This window comes from Alkalicoccus halolimnae (assembly GCF_008014775.2).
GTDB classification, from domain to species: Bacteria; Bacillota; Bacilli; order Bacillales; family Salisediminibacteriaceae; genus Alkalicoccus; species Alkalicoccus halolimnae.
Genome location: NZ_CP144914.1, coordinates 2819188 through 2841495, shown reverse-complemented (window position 1 = coordinate 2841495; position 22308 = coordinate 2819188). Strand labels below are relative to the sequence as shown.

The 22308-nt window shown below is 44.9% G+C and carries 18 protein-coding genes; 11 read left to right on the top strand and 7 right to left on the bottom strand.

Going from position 1 to position 22308, the window contains the following annotated elements; genetic code table 11:
* Positions 1 to 18: 18 nt before the first annotated feature.
* The 4 genes from glgA to glgB all read right to left on the bottom strand — a co-directional run bounded on the left by glgA (position 19) and on the right by glgB (position 6094).
* The gene (glgA, locus tag FTX54_RS13105; protein ID WP_147805317.1) at positions 19 to 1431 is read right to left on the bottom strand and encodes a glycogen synthase GlgA; all 1413 of its coding nucleotides are present in this window, start codon (positions 1429 to 1431) and stop codon (positions 19 to 21) included.
* Positions 1432 to 1918: 487 nt separating this feature from the next.
* Entirely contained in the window at positions 1919 to 3025 is a 1107-nt protein-coding gene (gene glgD / locus FTX54_RS13100; protein ID WP_147805316.1) for a glucose-1-phosphate adenylyltransferase subunit GlgD, read from the bottom strand.
* A 13-nt stretch (positions 3026 to 3038) separates the two neighbouring features.
* Complete coding sequence (locus FTX54_RS13095) at positions 3039 to 4175, bottom strand: glucose-1-phosphate adenylyltransferase (RefSeq protein ID WP_147805319.1); 1137 nt, start codon at positions 4173 to 4175, stop codon at positions 3039 to 3041.
* On the bottom strand, positions 4175 to 6094 hold the full coding sequence (gene glgB, locus FTX54_RS13090; protein WP_147805315.1) for a 1,4-alpha-glucan branching protein GlgB: 1920 nt from the start codon (positions 6092 to 6094) through the stop codon (positions 4175 to 4177). Before glgB ends, FTX54_RS13095 begins: the two co-directional genes overlap by 1 nt.
* Before the next feature lie 235 nt (positions 6095 to 6329).
* On the opposite strand from glgB, the gene pulA reads away from it, so the two are divergent.
* The 4 genes from pulA (at position 6330) to FTX54_RS13070 (ending at position 11146) form a co-directional block, all read left to right on the top strand.
* Positions 6330 to 8411 (top strand): type I pullulanase, encoded by a 2082-nt coding sequence (gene pulA, locus FTX54_RS13085; protein WP_246125730.1) that lies wholly within the window; start codon positions 6330 to 6332, stop codon positions 8409 to 8411.
* A 96-nt stretch (positions 8412 to 8507) separates the two neighbouring features.
* A complete protein-coding gene (locus FTX54_RS13080; protein ID WP_246125729.1) occupies positions 8508 to 9302 on the top strand; it encodes a phosphotransferase family protein in 795 nt (264 codons plus the stop codon).
* A 317-nt stretch (positions 9303 to 9619) separates the two neighbouring features.
* Positions 9620 to 10267, top strand: a complete 648-nt coding sequence (gene trmB / locus FTX54_RS13075) for a tRNA (guanosine(46)-N7)-methyltransferase TrmB (protein ID WP_147805312.1) — start codon at positions 9620 to 9622, stop codon at positions 10265 to 10267.
* Positions 10268 to 10279: 12 nt separating this feature from the next.
* The gene (locus FTX54_RS13070) at positions 10280 to 11146 is read left to right on the top strand and encodes a YtnP family quorum-quenching lactonase (RefSeq protein ID WP_147805311.1); all 867 of its coding nucleotides are present in this window, start codon (positions 10280 to 10282) and stop codon (positions 11144 to 11146) included.
* Positions 11147 to 11293: 147 nt separating this feature from the next.
* Here the strand turns inward: FTX54_RS13070 and FTX54_RS13065 are convergent, their stop codons facing one another.
* Positions 11294 to 11614, bottom strand: coding sequence for a PepSY domain-containing protein (locus FTX54_RS13065; protein WP_147805310.1), 321 nt, complete (start codon positions 11612 to 11614; stop codon positions 11294 to 11296).
* Between the two features lie 322 nt (positions 11615 to 11936).
* Between FTX54_RS13065 and FTX54_RS13060 the strand changes: the two genes are divergently transcribed.
* Positions 11937 to 13010, top strand: coding sequence for a M42 family metallopeptidase (locus FTX54_RS13060; RefSeq protein WP_147805309.1), 1074 nt, complete (start codon positions 11937 to 11939; stop codon positions 13008 to 13010).
* A gap of 366 nt (positions 13011 to 13376) precedes the next feature.
* Complete coding sequence (locus FTX54_RS13055) at positions 13377 to 13838, top strand: GNAT family N-acetyltransferase (protein ID WP_246125723.1); 462 nt, start codon at positions 13377 to 13379, stop codon at positions 13836 to 13838.
* 213 nt (positions 13839 to 14051) lie between these two features.
* Here FTX54_RS13055 and FTX54_RS13050 read toward each other — a convergent pair whose 3' ends face one another.
* A complete protein-coding gene (locus FTX54_RS13050; RefSeq protein ID WP_147805239.1) occupies positions 14052 to 14942 on the bottom strand; it encodes a LysR family transcriptional regulator in 891 nt (296 codons plus the stop codon).
* Between the two features lie 123 nt (positions 14943 to 15065).
* Here FTX54_RS13050 and FTX54_RS13045 point away from each other — a divergent pair, with 123 nt between their 5' ends.
* A complete protein-coding gene (locus tag FTX54_RS13045) occupies positions 15066 to 15686 on the top strand; it encodes a LysE family translocator (RefSeq protein WP_147805240.1) in 621 nt (206 codons plus the stop codon).
* Between the two features lie 404 nt (positions 15687 to 16090).
* Here the strand turns inward: FTX54_RS13045 and FTX54_RS13040 are convergent, their stop codons facing one another.
* Positions 16091 to 16537, bottom strand: coding sequence for a YtoQ family protein (locus FTX54_RS13040; RefSeq protein WP_147805241.1), 447 nt, complete (start codon positions 16535 to 16537; stop codon positions 16091 to 16093).
* A 175-nt stretch (positions 16538 to 16712) separates the two neighbouring features.
* On the opposite strand from FTX54_RS13040, the gene FTX54_RS13035 reads away from it, so the two are divergent.
* The 4 genes from FTX54_RS13035 to FTX54_RS13020 all read left to right on the top strand — a co-directional run bounded on the left by FTX54_RS13035 (position 16713) and on the right by FTX54_RS13020 (position 22213).
* On the top strand, positions 16713 to 17216 hold the full coding sequence (locus tag FTX54_RS13035) for a hypothetical protein (protein ID WP_147805242.1): 504 nt from the start codon (positions 16713 to 16715) through the stop codon (positions 17214 to 17216).
* Between the two features lie 317 nt (positions 17217 to 17533).
* Positions 17534 to 18559 carry a PTS transporter subunit IIC gene (locus FTX54_RS13030; RefSeq protein WP_147805243.1) on the top strand — a complete coding sequence of 342 codons (1026 nt, stop codon included), beginning with the start codon at positions 17534 to 17536 and terminating at the stop codon, positions 18557 to 18559.
* 366 nt (positions 18560 to 18925) lie between these two features.
* On the top strand, positions 18926 to 19726 hold the full coding sequence (locus FTX54_RS13025) for a DUF1444 family protein (protein ID WP_147805244.1): 801 nt from the start codon (positions 18926 to 18928) through the stop codon (positions 19724 to 19726).
* A 120-nt stretch (positions 19727 to 19846) separates the two neighbouring features.
* Positions 19847 to 22213, top strand: a complete 2367-nt coding sequence (locus tag FTX54_RS13020) for a DNA translocase FtsK (RefSeq protein ID WP_281285274.1) — start codon at positions 19847 to 19849, stop codon at positions 22211 to 22213.
* Positions 22214 to 22308: the final 95 nt, after the last annotated feature.

Genomic DNA, 22308 nt, shown 5'->3' with positions numbered 1-22308 from the left:
TAGCGGCGGGCCGGTTCTTTAAACGAGTTCGTCGTACAGACCACTGTACAATTTAGCGGAATCTTTCCAGCTGAATTTACTGCGGTTTACGTTGGCAATAAGCGGTTTGAAAAGCTCCGGCCTGGAATAAATCAACAGAGAATAACGCATAGTATATAAAAGTTCATGGGCATTATAGTTGGCGAAGCTGAATCCGTTTCCTTCACCGGTTATTTCGTTGTAAGGCTCAACGGTATCTTTAAGTCCGCCGGTCTCTCTTACGATAGGGATGGATTTATACTGCAGGGCAATTAGCTGGGAGAGACCGCATGGCTCGAATTTCGACGGCATAATAAAGAAGTCCGAGGCAGCGTAAAGCTGGCGTGCCAGCGGCTCACTGAATTTCAGAATAGTCGCCATTTTTTCAGGGTACCGGGTGGAAAAGTAAGAAAAAGACTGCTCAAAAGCATAATCTCCAGTACCCAGTACGACAACCTGCACATTTTCCTGAAGAAACTCTTCAAGAACACGTTCCAGCAGGTGGAACCCCTTTTGTTCTACGAGGCGGGAAATGGCCACGTACATTGGAATATCGGGATTTTCTTCAAGACATAGTTCACGCTGCAAAAAGACCTTATTTTCTTTTTTCTTCACGCGGGAGGTAGTATACTGTGCTGCAATGTGCGGATCAGTGCTCGGGTTATAGTCGTCTGTATTGATCCCGTTAATAACTCCCATTAAATCTGGTGACCTCTCATTAAGCAGGGGATCAAGACCCTCCCCGTAATAAGGCTGCTTAATTTCCTCCGCGTAACTCGGACTGACCGTAGTAATTTTATCAGCGTGGAAAATAGCGGCTTTCATGCTGTTAATCATATCATGCCATTCAAGACCGGGATAATGCTCAGCACCTATATTCATCAGGTCGTTAAACGCCTGCGGAGTCATCCATCCCTGATACTGTATATTATGGATGGTAAAAACTGTTTTCATTCCCGGTTTAGGCTGCATAATATTTGAAAAAGCTACTGTAAGTCCTGCCTGCCAGTCATGAGCATGCAGAATGTCTATATCAAAATCCAGATAGGGCATCGCTTCAATAACGGCCCGGCTGTAATAAACAAATCTTTCCCCGTCATCAAAATAACCGTAAATTCCCTGTCTTCCAAAATAAAAATCATTTTCAATGAAGTAGTAGGTGACTCCGTCGTAATCGGATTTATACAGGCCGGCTTCCTGAAGTCTCCAGCCTACGGGAACTTCAAACGACGTTATTTTAGTCATCTTTTCTTTGAAAGAATGATCGATATTTTCATATAGCGGGAGAATGACTCGTACTTCCGTATCTTTCTGATTGTTAAGAGCCTGGGGAAGCGATCCGATAACATCTGCAAGCCCTCCTGTTTTAATAAATGGAGTGCCTTCAGAAGCCGCAAATAAAATGTTTTTCAAGGCGGTCTCCTCCTTCTCTGTATAGAGCTTTATATTTTTTGAAAATAACTCTGTAAAAGTTAACTGCTGATTAGTATAGGAAACTTCACTTCAGCTGACCTGCTGTGGAAGAGGTATCCAGGCAGGCTGACGACATGCTGGATCTTACGCCCATTTTTTCCGCAGACAGGTTTTCATCTCGTTTGCGTTAATGTTTCAAAAAGAAAATCTTACTTTCATTAATAGACTTCTCGTGCCGTAAACAGGCAGAAGGGCTAAGATGCCTGTGGAAAAAAGCTGTAAAAACGATTAAATCAACATTTACCTTAATCAAAGCCAAAGCCGTCGGGATAGACGTTTATAAAAGAGAGGGGGCTTTGCCGGCCCCCTTCGTTTTACGGTTTTTTAAATTTGTAATCATAGGTTTTGCCTCTGTTGGTTTTTAACGAAATGGTCTGCTCATTTTCTTTAATGATTCAGAGGGTGTTTCCGCGGAAGGGGACACCGGTTAAATAACTCGTCGTTTAGCAACGATAAACGGCTTTTCAGGAGAGCCGATAAACGTCTGGCCCCGGGTTATCTGAACATCTTTATCAAGAATCACGTTCTCAAGGTGGACACCTTCTTCAATAACACAGCGCTGCATAATAATCGAATTTTTTATGGAGGCGCCTTTTTTCACCTGTACTCCCCGGAAAATAACGCTTTTTGAAATGTCTCCATCGATAACGCAGCCGTTGGCGAGCAGAGAATCTTTCACGTCTGCGGAATGACGGTATTTAACCGGCGGCTGGTTGCTGATTTTTGTTTTCACGTAAGAATTTGTAAAAAACAGACCGCGGTAGGCCTCTGGATTAAGCAGGTTCATGTTGTTACGGAAAAAGCTTTCAATGGAATTTATGAACATCGAATAGCCGTCATATTCAAACGTGCGTACATTTAAATTTGGAATGTTTTCTTTTACTCCGTGAAAAAAGAAGTGGTCTTTATGAAAGGCAATGCATTCATCCACCAGATTTAACAGAACTTCTTTTTTTATAATATAGACTCCGGTAAAAAGTTCTTTATTGGACTGTTCATTGGTCAGGTTGGAAACCTTGCCGTTCTCATCTTTTTCTATGCGAAGCTGACTCACATGTTCGGGGAGATCTTCCTGAACTTTAGTCGTGATCAGCGTCACGTCTGCATCTTTATCGAGGTGATATTTAAATGCTTTTTCATAGCTGGTGTTGGCTATGAACTGACTTCCGCTGATAATCACATGGTCCGCCTTAGAACGATGGAAATAATCACGGTTGTTATGAAAATGGCGGAGGTCGCCGCGTGAAATATCTGTCGGATCATTCCAGTCGGGAGGGAGAATGAAAAGCCCCCCGTGACGGCGTGCGAGCTCCCAGTCTGCGCCGGTACCGGCGTGGTCCATAAGGGAGCGGTATTTTTTATTTGTGAAAACGGCTACTTCCGTAATTTCTGATTTAACCATGTTGGAGAGAGTGAAGTCTATTAATCTGTAACGGCCTGCAAAAGGAGCAGCGGCTCCGCTTCGGAAATAAGTTAATTCTTCTAAAAAGTCGTACTCATGTTCTAAGTTGATTAATCCCATTAAGTTATTCATACGGTCGCCCTCCTTAAGTTAGCTGCTCTACGTATTCGTCATTGATTACTACAGGCTCATCGTACTTGGAACCGTCTATCACCGTGTTATCAGGTACGACAACGTTTTCCATAATGATCGCGCGGTTGATTGTACAGTTTTTCCCGATTTTTACATTCGGATGAAGAATGGATTCCTTTACGGTAGAACCGGTACTAACATCGATGCATTCAAACAAAATCGAATCTTTTACCGTACCGCTGATCCAGGAGCCGGAATTGATTAAGGAGTTTTCTACGACAGCAGTATGGTCTAAATACTGAGGAGGGAAATTTAAATCCTGGGAATAGGTGCGCCATTCCTTATTGTTAAGGGAAACGGAAAGGTCTTCTTCAAGAAGATCCATATTTGCTTCCCAGTAGCTTTGGATAGTACCTACATCTTTCCAGTACCCCTCGAATCGGTAGGCGTACATACGCTTCCCGTCATTGAGCATTGCAGGAATAATGTCTTTTCCGAAATCGTGGTCGGAATTTTCGATGTCAGAATCATCTAATAAATATTTTCTCAGTGTTTTCCAATTGAAAATATATATACCCATGGAAGCGAGATTGTTTTTAGGCTCTTCAGGCTTTTCGTCAAATTCATAAATTTCCAGATCATCATGCGTATTGAGAATCCCGAAGCGGGGAGCCTCTTCCCAGGGAACTTCAATAACAGAGATGGTCGCATCGGACTGTTTTTCTTCGTGATGCTGAATCAAATGCTCGTAGTTCATCTGGTAGATGTGATCACCGGAAATGACGAGGACGTATTCAGGGTCGTACTGGTCGATGTAATGAATGTTCTGGTAAATAGCATCCGCAGTTCCCTGGAACCAGCTTCCGCCTTTTTTAGCAGTATAGGGAGAGAGGATGGTTACCCCGTCCTCCTGCCGGTCGAGATCCCACGGTTTGCCTATCCCGATATGTTTATTAAGAATGAGTGGGGAATACTGGGTAAGTACTCCTACTGTATGGATACCGGAATTTGAACAATTGGAAAGTGTGAAGTCAATAATCCGGTACTTCCCCCCGAAAGGGACGGCGGGTTTGGCAAGCTCTTTCGTAAGCAGACCGAGACGCTTTCCTTCTCCTCCAGCCAGCAGCATTCCTACACAACGTTTCTTCATCATGACTCCTCCTTTGATACTGAAGATTCTTTTATTTTAAACATACACACCGCGAATGGAGGTACTTTAATCCGGATGTGCTGGGGCTTACTGTGCCATTGTTCCGGGAATGAAAAATGCGCTTTCCCGTTGATCTGATCCGAGCCGCCGAATGATTCGGCATCCGAGTTGAATATTTCCTCATATGTTCCGGAGGCAGGGACTCCTATCTTATAGTCGTAATGGACGACCGGTGTGAAGTTACATACGATTACGACCTGATCTTTAGCGTTTTTACTTTTTCTCATAAAAGCGATGATGCTCTGGTCGCTGTTATGGGGATCAATCCATTCGAAACCTTCGGAATCATGGTCAAGCTCATATAGAGCGGGTTCCTCCTTATAAAAATGATTGAGATGCGATACATACTTTTTCATCGCTGCATGGAGAGGATAGTCAAGAAGAAGCCAGTCCAGATCCTCCTGATCTTTCCATTCTGCATACTGACCGAATTCTCCACCCATGAATAGTAATTTTTTACCCGGATGAGCTGTTTTGTAAGCATAAAAAAGCCGTAGCTGGGCAAATTGCTGCCATTGATCTCCAGGCATTTTGTCCAGGAGGGATTTTTTGCCATGAACCACTTCGTCGTGGGAAAGAGGCAGTACGAAATTTTCGCTGAAAGTGTACATAAATGAAAAAGTAAGCAGGTTATGGTGCCATTTCCTGTGAAAAGAATCGAATTCCATATATTTGAGCATATCGTTCATCCAGCCCATGTTCCATTTATAATTGAAGCCGAGCCCGCCAGCGTAAGTCGGGGAAGTCACGAGAGGAATATCCGAACTGTCTTCGGCCATCATAAGAACATTTTCATCATATTTAAAAACTGTTTCATTTAATTTTCTGAGGAAAGCAAGTGCTTCCAGGTTTTCTTCTCCGCCGTATGTGTTATACATTTTTTCGGCGCCTTCCTGTCGGTCAAAATTCAAATAAAGCATACTTGCTACAGCATCTGCTCTTATACCATCCACGTGACAGTCTTTAAGCCAGAAGACAGCGTTCGATATAAGGAAACTTTGGATTTCGGGACGTCCAAAATCAAATGTAAGCGTACCCCAGGAAGGCTTATCGGCTTTATGGATATCTCCGTATTCAAATAACGGCTCTCCGTCAAACTCCCTCAGGCCATGCTCATCCCGGCAGAAATGTCCCGGAACCCAGTCCATGAGAACTCCGATGCCTTCCTGATGGCACCTGTCCACAAAATATTTGAACTGGTTGGGGGTGCCGTAGCGGCTGGTTACGGAAAAATATCCGGTAATCTGGTATCCCCACGATAAATCAAAGGGGTGTTCCGCCAGCGGCATTAATTCAATATGCGTATAGCCCATTTCTTTTACATACGGAATTAATAGATCTGCCATCTCTTCGTATGTATAAAGAGTCCCGTCCTCTTTCTGCTTCCACGTTCCGAAGTGAACTTCGTAAATATTGAGAGGAGAATTGTAGGATGATTTTTTCTTTTTTTCCTTCTGCCATTTCTGATCGTTCCACTTATAGTTTTCCACATCGTAAGGTGTTACAGAAGCAGTATCAGGACGCAGTTCAGACTGAAGGGCAAATGGGTCGGATTTCAACCCGCTCCAGCCGTTGGGGTTTTTTAAGGCGTACTTGTAATTGCTGCCTTCTGGAATATCTGTAAAGAAACCTGCCCAGAGACCAGTTTCGTTAAGAAGCTCCAGCTGATGGGAATCCCAGCTCCAAGTGTTGAAATCACCTGCAACAGATACTGAGGAAGCATGAGGAGCCCAAACAACGAATCGAAATCCGCGGGCTCCTTTATTTTTTATTTGATGGCAGCCGAGGATTCGGTGCGCTTCGTAGTTGGTGCCTTGATGAAAAAGATATACATCTTCATTTGATATTCCGTATTTCATATAAAATAGCCCTCCTTTCAAATAGTGCTCGTCTCACTCAGAAGCAGAAAACACACGGTTCTCTGGAAAAGAGTATTCCTTATATAACTATATTCGTTTTAACGGTATGAAACTCCTTTTAAATTTGTGATAAAATTAGAAGAATTCAAAAACGGATATGACTTTTTCTGAGGGCTTAAAAATCAGGAAAGGAAATATTCCGAAAAGTACTGCAACAGAGATGAGGGAATACACCATGGGGAAAGTCTGGCTTGATGAACGGCACGTAGTAGTATTTGAATCAAAAACAAACATCTACAGCCGAGAAATGAATTTATACACAGAAAATAAGGAAGAGGTTTATTCTCTTTATTATGATGAACGAATTGATGACAATGCAGCCCGCTACCGGTGTACGGATATGCTGCCGGTAAAGAAAGGTCTGACTGTAGAAGCGGAAGGAAGAGTGCTCCCGGTCTATTTGCGTCATATTGTTCATGATCCTGCGTTTGATTCAATATTTAACGCTCAGGATGAAGAGCTCGGTGCAGTAGTAACAGAAACAGGAACGACATTCCGGGTCTGGAGCCCGCCAGCGGAAAATATGAGCGTGGTAATTGACGGCACTCTCTACCCGATGGAGGACAAACTAAATGGCACGTGGGAGCTTCATACAGATTTTAACCTTCACGGGGCTGAGTATTTTTATAAAGCCATTATTCATGGAGAAATCCGCCGCATTCTTGATCCATATGCGAAAGCACTGACCCCGAACAGCGAAAGAGGCGTCGTTTATAAAAAAGATTCCAACAATAGAAGGGCGCCAAGACCAAATCTTACCCACACCCAGGACAGCACCATTTATGAACTGCACGTCAGGGATGCTACTATTCATAAAGACAGCGGAGTGAAAGCCAAGGGGAAATACAAAGGTCTGACGGAAAAGAATACGAAAACCCCGAACGGTTATTCTACAGGGCTCTCTTATATTAAAGAACTTGGAGTCAGTCATGTGCAGCTGCTTCCATTAAATGATTTTGCAAGAGTGGACGATGAACAGCCTGATAAACAGTACAACTGGGGTTATGACCCATTATTTTTTCAGGTTCCTGAAGGCAGTTATGCTACGGATGTCGCCGATCCATTTACGAGAATCAGAGAATGCCGGGAGATGATAGATGCCTTTCACGAAGAAGGTCTTTCTGTAATCGTGGACGTGGTTTACAATCATGTGTTTGATATGGAAAGTTCCCCGTTTGAACAGCTTGTTCCGGGATATTATTTCCGCTATCACCTGGACGGTACGGTAAGTAATGGAACAGGGGTAGGAAATGATATAGCCTCTGAAAGACATATGGTTCGAAAGTTTATTGTGGAAACAGTGAATTACTGGCTTGAACATTATCAGGTGGACGGTTTCCGCTTTGACTTAATGGGGGCTCTGGATAAACAGACGATGCAGCTTATTGAACGACGGTGCAGTGAAGAAGAAATTCCCGTTCTGCTTCTCGGGGAAGGGTGGGACCTGCCCACAGCGCTCGCATCGGATCAGAAGACAATTAACACTCAGGCTGGGGAATTTCCGTCAATCCGCTTTTTTAACGATTTTTTTCGGGATACAGTGAAAGGAAATTTGTTTGATCCTCATGATTATGGCTATGTAAATGGAAAAGGACGTCACATTGAAAGACTTCCTCAGCTTGTTAAAGGCTCTGCAGATGAGCTTGAACTGACACCACCTCACGTTTCTGATATCGTTCAGACCGTTAACTATGCGGAATGCCACGACAATCATACGATGTGGGACAGGTTTGAAAAAACGAATGAAAGCGAGAGTGAGAAGGACCGCCGCGCCATTCAACAGCTCGCAACCGGATTGACAATTGTCAGTCAGGGTGTTCCTTTTATTCATGCGGGCCAGGAATTTTTCCGGACAAAACTGGGTGAGGGAAACAGCTATATCTCAGGAGATATGGTAAATCAGCTGGACTGGAAGAGAAGAGAGCTGTTCGAAGAGCATATTTCTTTTGTCCGCCAGCTGATCAATATACGCAGCCGTTTCGAAGTGTTCCGGCTTCGCAGCAAAGAGGTCGTCCGCGACAGGCTGCACTTTCTCAGCACTCCCGCACCGGTCTTTGGTTTTATGCTGCTGGAAGAGGGGATCGACATTGCGATATATGTTAACCCGACAAGAAGACGCTATCAAATTCAGCTTCCTGCAAGCGGGGAATGGAGAATTCTTCTATCGAACCAGCAGACAAATCCAGCTTCTATCAGCGGAGAATTTACGGAGCTTGAACCGTATGAATTTCTGCTCGCAAAAAAAACCCGCCGATAGTTGAAGAATGGACAAAACTTATTTACAATGATATAAGGCTTTTCCTGCGGTCGAACGGGTAACAAAAGTAATGAACGAGAGATAAGGGTGAATCGAGTGGAACATTTCATGGGTGAAGGATGGCATCTGCGTCCAGCCGGGGGAGCTACCGGAGAGGCGTATATTGCCGAACAGGGAAAACAAAAAATATTCATTAAACGTAATTCTTCACCTTTTTTAGCTGTCTTGTCTGCTGAAGGAATTGTTCCGAAGCTGCTTTGGACAAAGCGGCTGGAAAATGGCGATGTGATTACGGCGCAGCAGTGGGTGAGCGGTCGTGAACTGAAAGGGAGCGAAATGAACTGCTCCCGTGTCGCCGGACTCCTGGCTAAGATTCACCGGTCAGAAGAACTTCTTGATATGTTCATGCGGATGGGAAATAAGCCGCTCGATCCCGGGAAATTATATCGTACGACGACGGACCGGATGACGGAAGAAGAAAAAGACAGAGATATTTCAGAAGCGCTGCGCTGTCTGAAAGAGAAATTTCCTGCTCTTCCACCAGATATGTATGTGGTCTGTCACGCAGACGTTCATCACAATAACTGGATCGAAGATGAGCAGAAAAACCTTTTTCTCATCGACTGGGATGGAGCGCAGGTAGCAGATCCTGCGCTCGATTTAGCCCCGCTGCTTTATGAATATGTACCTGAAAAAGACTGGAATCAATGGTTTGAATCATATGGTGAAAAACCAGAGGAAAACCTGCTTTTCAGACTCTGGTGGTACCGGTTGATTCAGTGTATCGATAACGTACTCTGGTTTCGTCGGCGCGGAGAGAAGGTAGAGGCTGCACGCTGGCTTACCCAGCTCAAAAAATTGACGGAAGAATCCGGTCATTTTAATAAATAAGTTCCTTCTGATAATCAGCTGAGCGGAAGATGAGGCTTTATTAAGAAGCCGCTGTTAGAGTTGGATGTTGATGGCTAGGGGCTTCTGGGCTCTTCCACTTCAGAACAGAAGCGGAGATTCCTCTAATTATCAATCACGCTTAAACAGCAATAATATGAAAGGAAGGGGCTGTCCCGAAGATTGATGCGGACAGCCCTTTTATCCGTTTCAGCAGGAAGGAAGCCGGCGATATCGGCTGCATCTGCAGACATAAGAATTTATACTGTAAGTTATCATTTGCTTACAGGGAAACCGAACAGTTAAAAGGAGAATGTTACATGCGACTAAGAAATAAACCTTGGGCAAAAGATTACATTACAGAACAAGCACATATCGTCGAATCAGATCCGGCAGCCTGGAAAGGGAGCTGGCAGGAGAAATTCCCGAGTGAACAGCCGCTTTACGTAGAAGTCGGTTCCGGGAAAGGGCGCTTTGTAAACGAGCTGGCTCAACAGAATCCTCAGGTGAACGTGATCGGGATAGAGATGTCGGAGAGCGTTATTGTGAGCGGGGTGGAAAAAGCTGTAGAAGAGGCGAAATCCAACCTTATTCTGCTTCAGGAAGACGTTAACTATCTTACAGATTTTTTCGAAAAAGGAGAAATAGATCGTCTTTATATTAATTTTACAGATCCTTGGCCTAAAAACAGGCATGCAAAACGCCGGCTTACTCATGAAGGATTTTTGCAGAAGTATGAAGAAGTGATTAAAAGAGAAGCTGAGATCCATTTTAAGACGGACAATCAGGGTTTATTTGAATACTCGCTCGAATCATTGACCAGTTATGGATTCCAGCTGCAGAATGTGAGCCTGAATCTCCACGAGAGCGGAATGAAGAACAATATTATGACGGAATATGAAGAAAAGTTTTTCAGGAAAGGAATGAGAATTTACCGTCTGGAAGCTCGGCTTCATCACAATGAATAAGGTGGGGTAACGATGACTTTAGAACAATTTCGCGTCAGTGACGACACAACTTTGACCTGGCTGAACGGAGGCGTAACAAATATGGATGGGGGAGCCATGTTCGGTGTAGTACCACGCCCTCTCTGGTCGAAAAAGTATCCCGTTAATGAAAAGAATCAAATTGAGCTGCGCTGTGATCCGGTGCTGATTCAGGTACCAGGAAAAAATCTTCTAATGGAAGCAGGCATAGGAAAAGGCCGGCTTTCGGAAAAAGCACTCCGAAACTACGGAGTGACAGAAGAAGCGGCGATTGAAGAAAACCTTAACGAGCTGGGTCTTTCTGCGGAAGACATAGATGAGGTTCTTATGACTCACATGCATTTTGACCATTCGATGGGTCTGACAAAAGAGACAGCAGAAGGCCGCCGTCCGATGTATCCAAATGCTGTTATCTGGGTAAATGAGACAGAATGGGAAGAGATGCGCACTCCTAACATCCGCTCGAAGAATACATACTTCAAGGAAAACTGGGATGCGATTGAACATCAAGTGAGAACGTTCAAAGAGGAAAAAGAAGTTTTCCCTGGTATTCGCCTTATTCACACCGGCGGGCATAGTGCAGGACACTGCATACTGAATATCAGCCGTGGAGATAAAAATATCTGGCACATGGCGGACATTATGCCTACACATGCTCATCAGCACGTACTCTGGGTACTGGCTTACGATGATTATCCTATGGATTCGATATCCAAAAAACAGGAATTTATTCCCTCTGCTATAGAAAATGGGAACTGGTTTATGTTTTACCATGACTACAAATACCGGATGCTGCGCTGGGATGAAAGCGGCAAAGAAATTATTGAATCGCTGGAACGGAAAGAAGCAGAAGAAAAATAGAAATAAGCCGCTGCCTCAATGGAGGAAGCGGCTTTCATTATTTCAGTTTCCGCAGGGCCGTTTAAAACAACCACGCAGTACTGACGTTTCTGTTCATTGTTTTTAATCCACATCTTTGACCCGTGGAAAGCCTTCAGTAAGGGGGGACTAATCCTGTTTTTTCAACTCGATAATAGCGCCGGTCGAAGCATCAACGTAGAATTCATAAGCATTTACCGTGCCGTCTTCTTCAGCTATAGTAACGCCCCCCCGGTAAACGTCGTACATAAGGTGCTCGTGTTCGCACGGTTCTGTCATCATATGAACCCAAGATCCTTCTATTCTGCCGATTTCTCCGGCCTTTTTCTTGACAATTTTTAAAGCTTTTTCCGGCGAAAGAACGGATTCTTTTTGATCCATTGTTGTTTTAGCGAGGACCGTCACAGCCACTCCGGTGCCGACACCGGCAGCAAATTTTTTCCAACTCATGATGAAACACTCCTTCTTCATTAAACATGATTTTCTCTCAGTATAGCGAAAGAGGGAAGGATTGCCAACGATAGTCTTTATAGAATATATAAAAATCAGGAGACCCTGTAAAATAAACTCCTGAAAAGCCAGTGCAGAACGACCTCCTCCAGCCGGGGGAGAAGGAAGCGGAATTCCTCTAAAATAATAACTCCGGAAGCCGACGCTGTAATATAGAAATTTATCGATGGAAAGAGAAATTTCGTTTTTCGAAAAAACTGGAAACAACCCAGGTTATCCGGTAAAATAAACTATTATACATAATGAATGGAAGGGTGAGAGTATGCATAAGGATACATATAACATGTTTGAAACACTTACTCAGCTTCCGGGAGCGCCGGGGTTTGAACATCAGGTACGAAAATATGTGAAAAAAGAGCTGGAAAAATACAGCGATGAAATAGTACAGGATCGTCTCGGCGGAATTTTTGGTGTGAAACAGGGGCCGGAGGAAGGACCCCGTGTAATGGTGGCAGGTCATATGGATGAAGTCGGATTTATGGTCACGTCAATTAACGACAAAGGGCTTATCCGATTTCAGACACTTGGAGGCTGGTGGAGCCAGGTTCTTCTTGCCCAGAGGCTGCACATTATGACAGAAAATGGACCGGTTACCGGAGTTATCGGCTCAATACCTCCCCATCTGCTTGATGAAGCAAAAAGGAAAAAACCGATGGAAATTAAAAATATGTATATTGATATTGGCGCCGATAATAAAGAGGATGCTGAAAGAATTGGAATTAAACCCGGCCAGCAGGTTGTCCCCGTATGTCCGATGGAAAAAATGGCAAATGAAAAAAAACTGCTCTCCAAAGCATGGGATAATCGTTACGGAGTGGGACTGTCTATCGAACTTATGAAAGAGATTCAGGGAGAAGAGCTTCCCAATACGCTGTATTCAGGTGCTACAGTCCAGGAAGAAGTAGGGCTTCGGGGGGCACAGGCGGCTGCGAACATGATTCAGCCGGATATTTTTTACGCGCTTGACGCGAGTCCTGCAAACGATGCTACAGGCGGAAAAGACGCCTTCGGTCATCTAGGGAAAGGGGCGCTGCTGAGAATATTTGACAGGACGATGATCACTCACCGGGGAATGCGCGAATTCATTCTCGACACGGCGGAAACGAACAATATACCTTATCAGTTTTTCATCTCGCAGGGGGGGACAGATGCCGGAAGAGTTCATATATCGAACAGCGGCGTTCCTTCAGCGGTAATCGGTGTCTGCTCCAGATATATCCACACAGCGGCTTCCATCATGCATGTGGATGATTACGCTGCGGCAAAAGAACTGATTGTAAAACTCGTCAAAGAAACGGACGCATCTACTTTAAATACGATAAGAGAAAACGTATAGCCCTGATAGCCAGGCTACCTTGAAAATAAAGTAGAAAATTGGTGAACGTGCGCTTTCGTTTCCATGGGGACGCTTTCCGGGCTGGCCTGCCTCAGCTAATTCCGTCCTTGACCGCCCCGGATTCGCCCATGTGCCCTCCAGCGCCCAGTAAAAATACGGAGCAGGATGGGTCTTCTAATAAAGAAACCCCCTTCTGCCTATCCTTCATTCGACTTGTATAGAGGGCATTCCATTCCTGTAGAAGGCCATTTTCATGCCTCATTGTGCAGCCATCCTGCATAAGTGTCTCTGTTAAAGGCGACTTTAGCAGGGCCTTTTTTAGAACGGTATCTCATAAGAATTTTGAGGGCGGAAGGGAGACATGCTGTGAAGATCCGGGAGCTTAGTAAAGACGAATCACCTCCTATGGAGCTGCTGCTGTCGGCTGACCCGTCCAGAGAAATAGTGGAGAAGTATGTTCACAAAGGCAGGTGTTTTACAGCGGAAGAGGATGATCATGTTGTAGGAGTTTATGTAATGCTTCCAACAAGGCCGGAGACTGTGGAACTGGTCAACATTGCTGTTAAACAAATTTATCAGGGTCGTGGGATCGGGCGGAAGCTCGTCATGAATGCTATAGAAGAAGCTGGAAAAGCGGGTTACAAAACGTTGGAAATCGGAACCGGAAACTCAAGTTTAGGGCAGCTGGCTCTTTATCAAAAGTGCGGTTTTAGAATAACAGGCGTCGACAGGGACTTCTTCGTGAAACATTACACGGAACCTATTTTTGAAAATGGCATATTATGCAGAGATATGGTGCGTTTGTCGCTGGAAATAGAAGCGCCATAAAGATTTATTACAGGCTGAATGTATCCGGGGGACAGTAAGGATAGGGCACGGCTTTGCGTGGACAAAAGCCAGTTAGACAAAACTCCGTCTAACTGGCTTTTAACATCTTGTCCGGGTCGGCGCGTGCTTTCCAGTCTGGCCCGATCTACTCTTTGAGACAGCCTCAGTCTTCATTTTCAAAAGGCGGCTTTCCAGTCTCCCCTCAGGATTTTTTTAAGTTGGACGTTCTTCATACTCTTTTTCCACCCATTCCCGGGTGCAGCTAAGGAAGGAGTTCGTTAACCGGGAAGCAGAGTTTTCAAAAGGGGAAGCAATCCCTATATCCCGGTATGCCGGCACGGTTAACTGTCGGCAGACGACGTTTCGGATAGTATCTTTCAGGACGAGTTCGGGAAGAAGTGTGATACCGAGGTTTTTTTCCACCATAGCGATAACGGCATAATCGTCTTTCTGCGCATAATGTACGTCCGGGCGGATATGATGATCTGCAAAAACGCGGGTTATTTCGTTTTCAATTCCTTCGTTAATTTCAATATAGGGAAAGTGCTCGAGCGCTTCCACAGGGAAAGCCTTCTTATCGGAAAACGGGTGATCTTCAGCCAGTACAACAACCATAGGATCTCTTCGCAGAAAGGTGGTGTGAAGTTTTTCTGTAGAAGGAAGTTTGATAAAGCCGCAGTCGAGCCTTCCGGAAATAATTGCCTGCTCGATTTCTTCATTGTTTCCATGAACGAGCTCAAAATGCACTTTCGGATATGCTGCTTTAAATTTCTGAATGATTCCTGGAAGCCACTGCGATGAAACGCTTGTAAAAGTCCCTACCCTTATAAGACCGGACTCCATCCGATTCATTTCCATCACCTTTTCGTCAAGGAGACGGTGGCTGCTGAAGGCGGCCTGAATGTAGGGAAGCAGCTCCCGGCCGGCGGAAGTCAGGCGGACACCCGAGCGGTCTCTGATTAAAAGCGTCGTCTCATACTTTTTTTCCAGTGTTTTGATCGTATGGCTGATGCCGGACTGCGTATAATTCAGTTTTTCCGCCGCTTTTGTTAAGCTTCCAAGTTCTACAGTCTGCAAAAAAACCTCTAATTGAGGGATACTCATAGCTTTCCCTTCTTTCTATGAGAATTACTCATCTAAATCATGATAAATATGAGTTTTACTAGTGTTAATGCTTGTATTATAGTCATTTTATGACAGGAAAAGCAATGGGAAGGGGAAGTTGTTATGTTTCTACTGGATGCTGTTATTATCGGTCTGGCAGCCGCATTTCTGCCGGGACCTGATTTTGTACTGCTAATTAAAAACAGCCTGCAGTATGGAAGGAAGCATGGAATCTATACGGCGCTGGGGGTATCCACAGCGGTAATTATCCACATATCAGTAAGTATTTCAGGATTCAGTCTCGTCATCGAAAAGGTCCCTTTTCTGCTTGATGTAATTCGGGCAGCGGGCTCCTCCTACTTAATTTATTTAGGATATAAAGCGGTGAAAAGTACTTCTGCGGCAGGGTATAAGATAAATACGCTTGCCGCTTCCAAGGATCTTCATGCAAAAACCAGCTTTAATAAAGGATTTATCTGTAACTTCTTTAATCCTAATTCTATCTTGTTTTTTCTCAGCGTTTTTTCCCAGCTTGTGGAAGGAGATGTTCCGATGCTCATCAACTGGCTTTACGGTGCTGTTATTTTAACACTCGTAGCTGGTTTTTATATGCTCTTTGCCATCGGCATTTCTCAAAGAACTTGCCGGATGGTTTATATCAAATACAGCCGGACAATTGAACGGAGCCTGGGTCTGCTTTTAATCGTTTTTGCCCTGACGATTGCTTATTCCATTTTTGAGTAAATCGCTGTTAAAGCATGGTAATCCTGCGAATAAGCGCGTATTCGAGAAATTCACCTATTTCTGGAGAAAGTTTGATGTTGATAACATAGGACACTTCGATTCGGCCTGCCGTGGGGGAGGTTTCCAGCTTCCACGTCGTTCCGGGAGCAAATTCTGTCGGCGCGGGCACCTGGCAGATCTGTTCTAAAAGCGAGTGCGTCTCAATAGGTATATCGAGACAGACTAGGAAGCACGCGCGGAGCCTGGGAAGGTGTTAAAAAGCCTGATAGACGGGGATTTGTCTACCAGGCTTTTGTCCATGCAAAACTGTGCCCTTATTCTTATGGTACAGCTCCGCTTTTCATTTGTTAATATACGGAAAGCGCAGGAAGTTTCAAAATGTCAGCCCAGGGTTGTCTGATCACTTACTCTTTATCAAAAATGTAGGCAAGTGCTTCCAGAGCCTGATCGGCTGTTTCCACAGTCACCTGGGCTTTCTGAGAAAGTTCTTTTAATGGGTGGTGAAGCGGCTCAGGGCGTACGAGAATCAGTGGTTTGTCAAGAGCAAGCGCCATGCCGGCATCCATTGCGCTGTTCCATTGTTTGTATTTTTCGCCGAATAAGGCGAGGACGACATCCGATTTGTTCATCAGCACACGGGTACGAAGGTTATTCATCTGAGAGGCAGCGTCATCCTTAAATACGGGGCCGGGCTGTTCACCGAGAATTTCTTCCCCGATATTATCGGACCGATCATGGTTTTCCATAGGACCTACGAAATCAATGGGAAGCTGTTTTTCTGAAGCCTGCTCTTTCAGCTTCTGTCTCCAGTCATCATGAATCTGTCCAGCTAGGTATACGGTTAAATGCATAAAGTATCTCTCCTTTTATAGTCGATTTATCCAATACTATGAAAGAATGGAAGCGGAAAATCAAATGATACGTTGAAAATGCCCAGAAAAAGGAATTTCTACTTTTTTCGACACGAGCTGCGAGTAATGTGGTAGAATAATTTCAGTGAATTACACAAGATAGGAGTGATCCTTTTTGGGGCGGACAGGATGGAATATGATTTCGATTTCATTTTTCTCTCTACTGGCTGCATGCGGGATAAGCGAAGAAAAAGTGGTTGACGAGGCAGAACAGGTACTGGCGGAAAAGATGGAGCAGGAACCGCAGGAGCCCAACACAGATTATCAAGGGCTGCGTCTTTATCTGCCCGAGCCATCTTTATTTGAAAAGGTGGATGACAATCAGTACCGGATGGAGCACGACGATCAGGTCTACGCATTGTTTCTCGATAAAGAGCAGAACGAAGTTACTGAAGATCAACCTGCCGAGGAGCCGCCGATGCTTGCAGAAGTAAGGCAGGGCGAAGAAGGCTTTTTGCTTATTGCGCCTTTTGAAAAAGATACTTACGAAGTCAAAGTCGGATATGAAGGTATCACGATGACTACGGTGCTGAACAGAAATGAAATAACCGATCAGTCCAGACTCATGTTTGATATCGTGCAGTCAGTGGAAGCTAACAATTTAATTTCAGAAAGATAGAGGCCATTTCGCTGATGGACAGGGCGATGTGGCTTTTTCTGTACGATAGGGATGTACTTTTGATTGATGACAATTTTTAATACGAATTTCCTTTATAAGTCGACCATTTATTTTAGGCTGCCTTGAAAATAAAGTAGATAAGCGATGAACGGGTGCTTTCGTTTCCATGGCAACGAAAGCGGCTTGTTACAGAAGCGGAAACGAATTATGAACTTCAACATATACAGCTTTATTATTAGGGAAAAACTTCGGTGCCGGCATTGGAGGAAATCTCCGCTGGATTTACTCAGTTAAGGATCTGTTAGGGGGGAATCATCTTGCGTGCTTTTTTTGAAAGAAAGGGCATTCGTCCGGGTGTAAATACATATTTAATTCAGGCTCTCAGTTATATGGCGCTGGGCTTGTTTTCTTCTTTGATTATCGGCTTAATTATGCAGACAGCAGGGGATGCCGGTGTTCAGGCAGGACTGCCGCTTCAATGGCTGGCGGATATTGGCGGCATAGCTATGGAGCTTGCCGGCCCCGCCATCGGTGTAGCTGTTGCGTATGGGCTGAAAGCTCCACGCCTCGTTCTGTTTGCAGCGGTATTCAGCGGGGCGCTTGGTTACGATCTGGCCGGCCCGGCAGGAAGTTTTCTTGCTGCTGTATTCAGTACTGAAGCAGGAAAAGTAGTGTCTCAGGAAACGAAGGTCGATATTATTGTTACCCCCTTCACTACGATTGTGGCAGGAGCACTTGCCGCGTACACTGTTGGACCCCCGATCAGTGGAGCACTTGCTCAGCTTGGTGCCTTTATCATTTGGGCGACAGAGCAGCAGCCTTTTATTATGGGAATCATAATTGCCGTAACGATGGGACTTGCATTAACAGCTCCTATCTCAAGCGCAGCTATCGCCATTATTCTACAGCTTGAAGGTCTGGCAGCGGGAGCTGCTACTGTAGGCTGTACGGCACAGATGGTTGGTTTTGCTGTCAGCAGTTACAGGGAAAACAAGGGAGCAGGGCTTGTCGCTCTGGGATTAGGTACATCCATGCTTCAGATAGCAAATGTTGTCAGAAATCCCCGTATTCTGCTGCCGCCGACCATTACGGCGGCAATTCTGGGACCTTTCGCTACGATGGTCTTTCTTATGGAAAATAATCCGGAAGGCGCAGGAATGGGCACAAGTGGTTTTGTCGGTCAGATTATGACTTTTAATACGATGGGGATTAATACAGAAACAGTTATCGGTGTTATCATTCTTCATTTAGCCGCTCCGGCAGTGTTGAGCCTTCTTCTATCAGAATGGATGCGGCGTAAAGAATGGATCAAATTTGGAGATATGGAAATAGAAAAGTCGTAAATGTAAACAGGTGAATCAATGTCAGAAGTGTTTTTCCCGAGCAAAAATACGTATGTTTATAACAAATTCTATAATAACATTCGTCTTCTTAAATGACCGCAGGGAAAGGCGGCGACTCCCAGAGAATAAAGCGCAGTCTGAAGATCCACTTTTGCGGAAGAGTTTCCAGCAGAGGTCAGCTGAAGACAAGCCTTCGGTAAAGCGTCCTTCTGAAACGGAGGTTATGTACCTTATTCATTATTTATCGGATGGTCTTCTATTGTGAAATTAATTCAGGTGGTAAAATGCTTTGTTTCTTAAGCAGGGCATTGGTTTGAACGGGAACTGCATGATACACTTGAGAAAGGCTGAATGGAGGAATATATAATGAAACCTATGGAAATAAAGCGTGAATTGGAAAGCCAGCTCCAGCATGAAAACTGGATTACTTCCTATGATCGTGATAAAAATACACTTCGTATTGTTGATGACCGCGTCGATAAAGGAATTACGATCCGGCTGGATAATTTAAGCAGCAAATTTGAAGAAAATAAACATGCTGCCCTGGAAAATACGGTAGCTACAATAAAAGAAGGCATGCGCCTTCTCGTTGAAAAAGCAGATTTAAATGGGAAAGAAGCCAGTATATATCCCGTTCTGAGAAATCCGGATTTTGGGGAAGGTAAAAACCTTTTACACGAGGAGCATACAGCAGAAACAACTATCTTTTATGCAGTAGACGAAGACTCTTCCTACTCGCTGATTGACAGTGACATGCTTAATCAGTCAGGGAAGACAGCAGAAGAAATCAAGGAAGCAGCTAAATTTAATGTGCGGAAGCTTCCTGCTGAATTTAAAGAAGATGAAGTGGCCGGCAACAAATTCTATTTTCTTCATGCAGGGGACGGATTCGAAGCGAGCCGCATACTGAATGACACGCTTCTTGATGATATGAAAGAAAAAATTCATGGAGATATGGCTGTAGCCGTACCTCATCACGACGTTCTGATTATCGCAGACCTCCGTAATGAGACGGGCTATGATGTACTCGGACAGATGACATTCCAATTCTTTTCGGAAGGCCATATGCCCCTTACAGCGCTTCCATTTCTTTATGAAAAAGGAGAATTGGAGCCGATTTTCGTACTCGCACGGAAAAAACCGAAGGATACGAAAAAAGATGGATGATTTTCACCTCTGAAATAAGGTATGATAAGTAACGGGGAAGGTGACTCGGGGAAAGCTGAAACAGCTGCCTTGATGTCACCTTTTGCATATTCGAATAATGGTAAAGATAGGTGAAGTTCTGTGAATAAGAATCAGTACTACTGGTCTAAATTAAAACATTGGCTCTTTGCTGAAGATGATGAGCCTCAAGATATAAAAGAAAATCCTCAGAAGGCAGAAAAACTGGAAACAAAAGCAGAAAAGCCTAAAAAAATAAAACCCGCATATCATCCGTCAGCGGCTCCTTCTGCTCCCGAGATGGAAGAAGTGAGAATGCGGCATTACTATCCTCAGCATGTAGAAAAGCAGAAGTACCCAGTGCAGAGGAAAGCAGCTGTTCCTTCTGTTTCTTCACAGAGAGGAAATAAAGCGGGGCGGAAAGCTGCTCATGAAAAGAGTGAAACGGTTCCAACAGTCCAAATGAAACGTCCTTCCGCGTACGGGCCGGGTCCGTTCCGGGCCCAGGAAGTGCCATCTCCTACATTAGGAATGAAACTGGAACGGGAGCGGCGTGAAAAGTACGCAGCCGGTCTTGCTGATGCCAGAAGAGAAACTGAGAAAGAAAAAACAGAAGCTTTAGAAAGGGAATTTCTTCGTGAAGAAGAGGAAATTAAGCCGGAACTGAAAACAGATGTCCACAGGCAGGAGGAACCGGAAACTCTCCCCGGCCGGCAGGAGGATCGATCTGCTGCTCCTGTGGAAGAAGTCGAAGTCGTGGAAAGGGAGGAAGAAACCTTTCCTGCAAAAGAGGAAAAGGAAAAAGAAGGAAATTTGAAAGCGGGTTCTACTGGAATGACGGTGCCTGAAGAGGAGGCTGAAACAGAAGAAGCCCCTCCTGAAAAAACAGCTCCCATAAAACCGGAACCGAGCAGCCGGAAGCCTCAGAAACTACAGCCGAAAAAACGCAGCGGGGGCGTAAAAGCCGATAAAAACCGGCCCGCTCCTATTCCGGAAAAAAAGAAGCCTGCTTCAGAAAAAGAACATACTCAGAAACCGTTTAATGTCATGATGACCCCAGCGGACCGCGCAAGATTCAAAAAAGCTGCGAGAAAACAGCAGTCCGGCTATACCTTTCCTGACTTGAACCTGCTTGATATACCTCCGCAGATAGACAACAAACAGGATGAATGGGCAAGAGGAATGTCCGCAAAACTGGATGAAACACTTTCCTATTTCCGTGTCCAGGCCGAAGTGGTGACTTACACTTCCGGCCCCTCTGTTACGAGGTTTGAGATCCAGCCCGAGCCTGGAGTGAAAATCAATAAAATTGTCCAGCTGACGGATGATTTAAAGCGGAGTCTTGCAGCTACAGAAATTAGAATTGAAGCTCCAATTCCCGGGAAGACCACCGTAGGAATAGAAGTTCCGAACCCTTCCCCGACTCCGGTCATGCTCCGGGCTGTATTAAGAGATAAGAACTTCCGTGACGCTTCCTCGTCTCTGACCGTTGCTCTTGGCGTGGATATCAGCGGAGAAGCCATTGTTACGGATATCACTTCCATGCCGCACGGACTGATAGCCGGGACGACAGGTTCAGGAAAGAGTGTATGTGTCAATTCCATGTTGACGAGTATATTGTATAAATCAACACCGGAAGAAGTACGCATGCTGCTGATTGATCCTAAAATGGTTGAGCTTGCACCATTTAACCGGGTCCCTCATCTGGCTGCACCAGTGATTACGGATACGAAAGAAGCAACAGCGGCCTTAAATTGGGCTGTAGAGGAAATGGAGCGCAGATATCAGCTGTTCGCAGATGCCGGAGCGCGCGACTTGGAGAGGTACAACAAAAAAGCGGAAACAAAACTGCCGAAGCTGCTTATCGTCGTAGACGAACTGGCTGATCTTATGATGGTTGCCCCCCAGGAAGTGGAAGATGCTATCTGTCGTATCGCCCAAAAGGCACGAGCATGCGGTATACATCTGCTCGTAGCCACTCAGCGTCCGTCTGTTGATGTTATTACCGGGTTGATTAAAGCAAATATCCCTTCCCGAATTGCGTTCTCAGTATCTTCCCAGGCAGATTCACGGACAATTCTGGACAGTGGCGGAGCTGAGAGACTGCTTGGCAGAGGAGACATGCTTTTTCATCCGAACAGCAGCCCGAAGCCGACACGAATACAAGGAACGTTTGTTACGGATGATGAAATTGACCGGGTAATCGATCACGTCAGTCTCGCTGAAAAACCTGCACCGCTGTTTAATCCGGCGGAGCTGAAAGAAGCAGCTGCATCGGCTCCATCGCCGGAAGATGAATTATTTGATGAAGCAGTTCAATTTGTTATGGAAAAACAGACGGCGTCAACTTCTCTTCTGCAGCGGCATTTTCAAGTTGGATATAATCGGGCAGCCCGTATTATCGATGATCTCGAAGCGCACGGAATTGTTTCTCCTGCAAAAGGAAGCAAACCGCGGGACGTTTATACAAATGTCGACAGTGCAACGTAAATTTCTGGATTTTTCATACCCTTTAAGGGTATAGTAGGGGAAAGACTACACAGTCCTATTATTTTTCTGTACAATTGGTTCTGCGTACGCTCTTT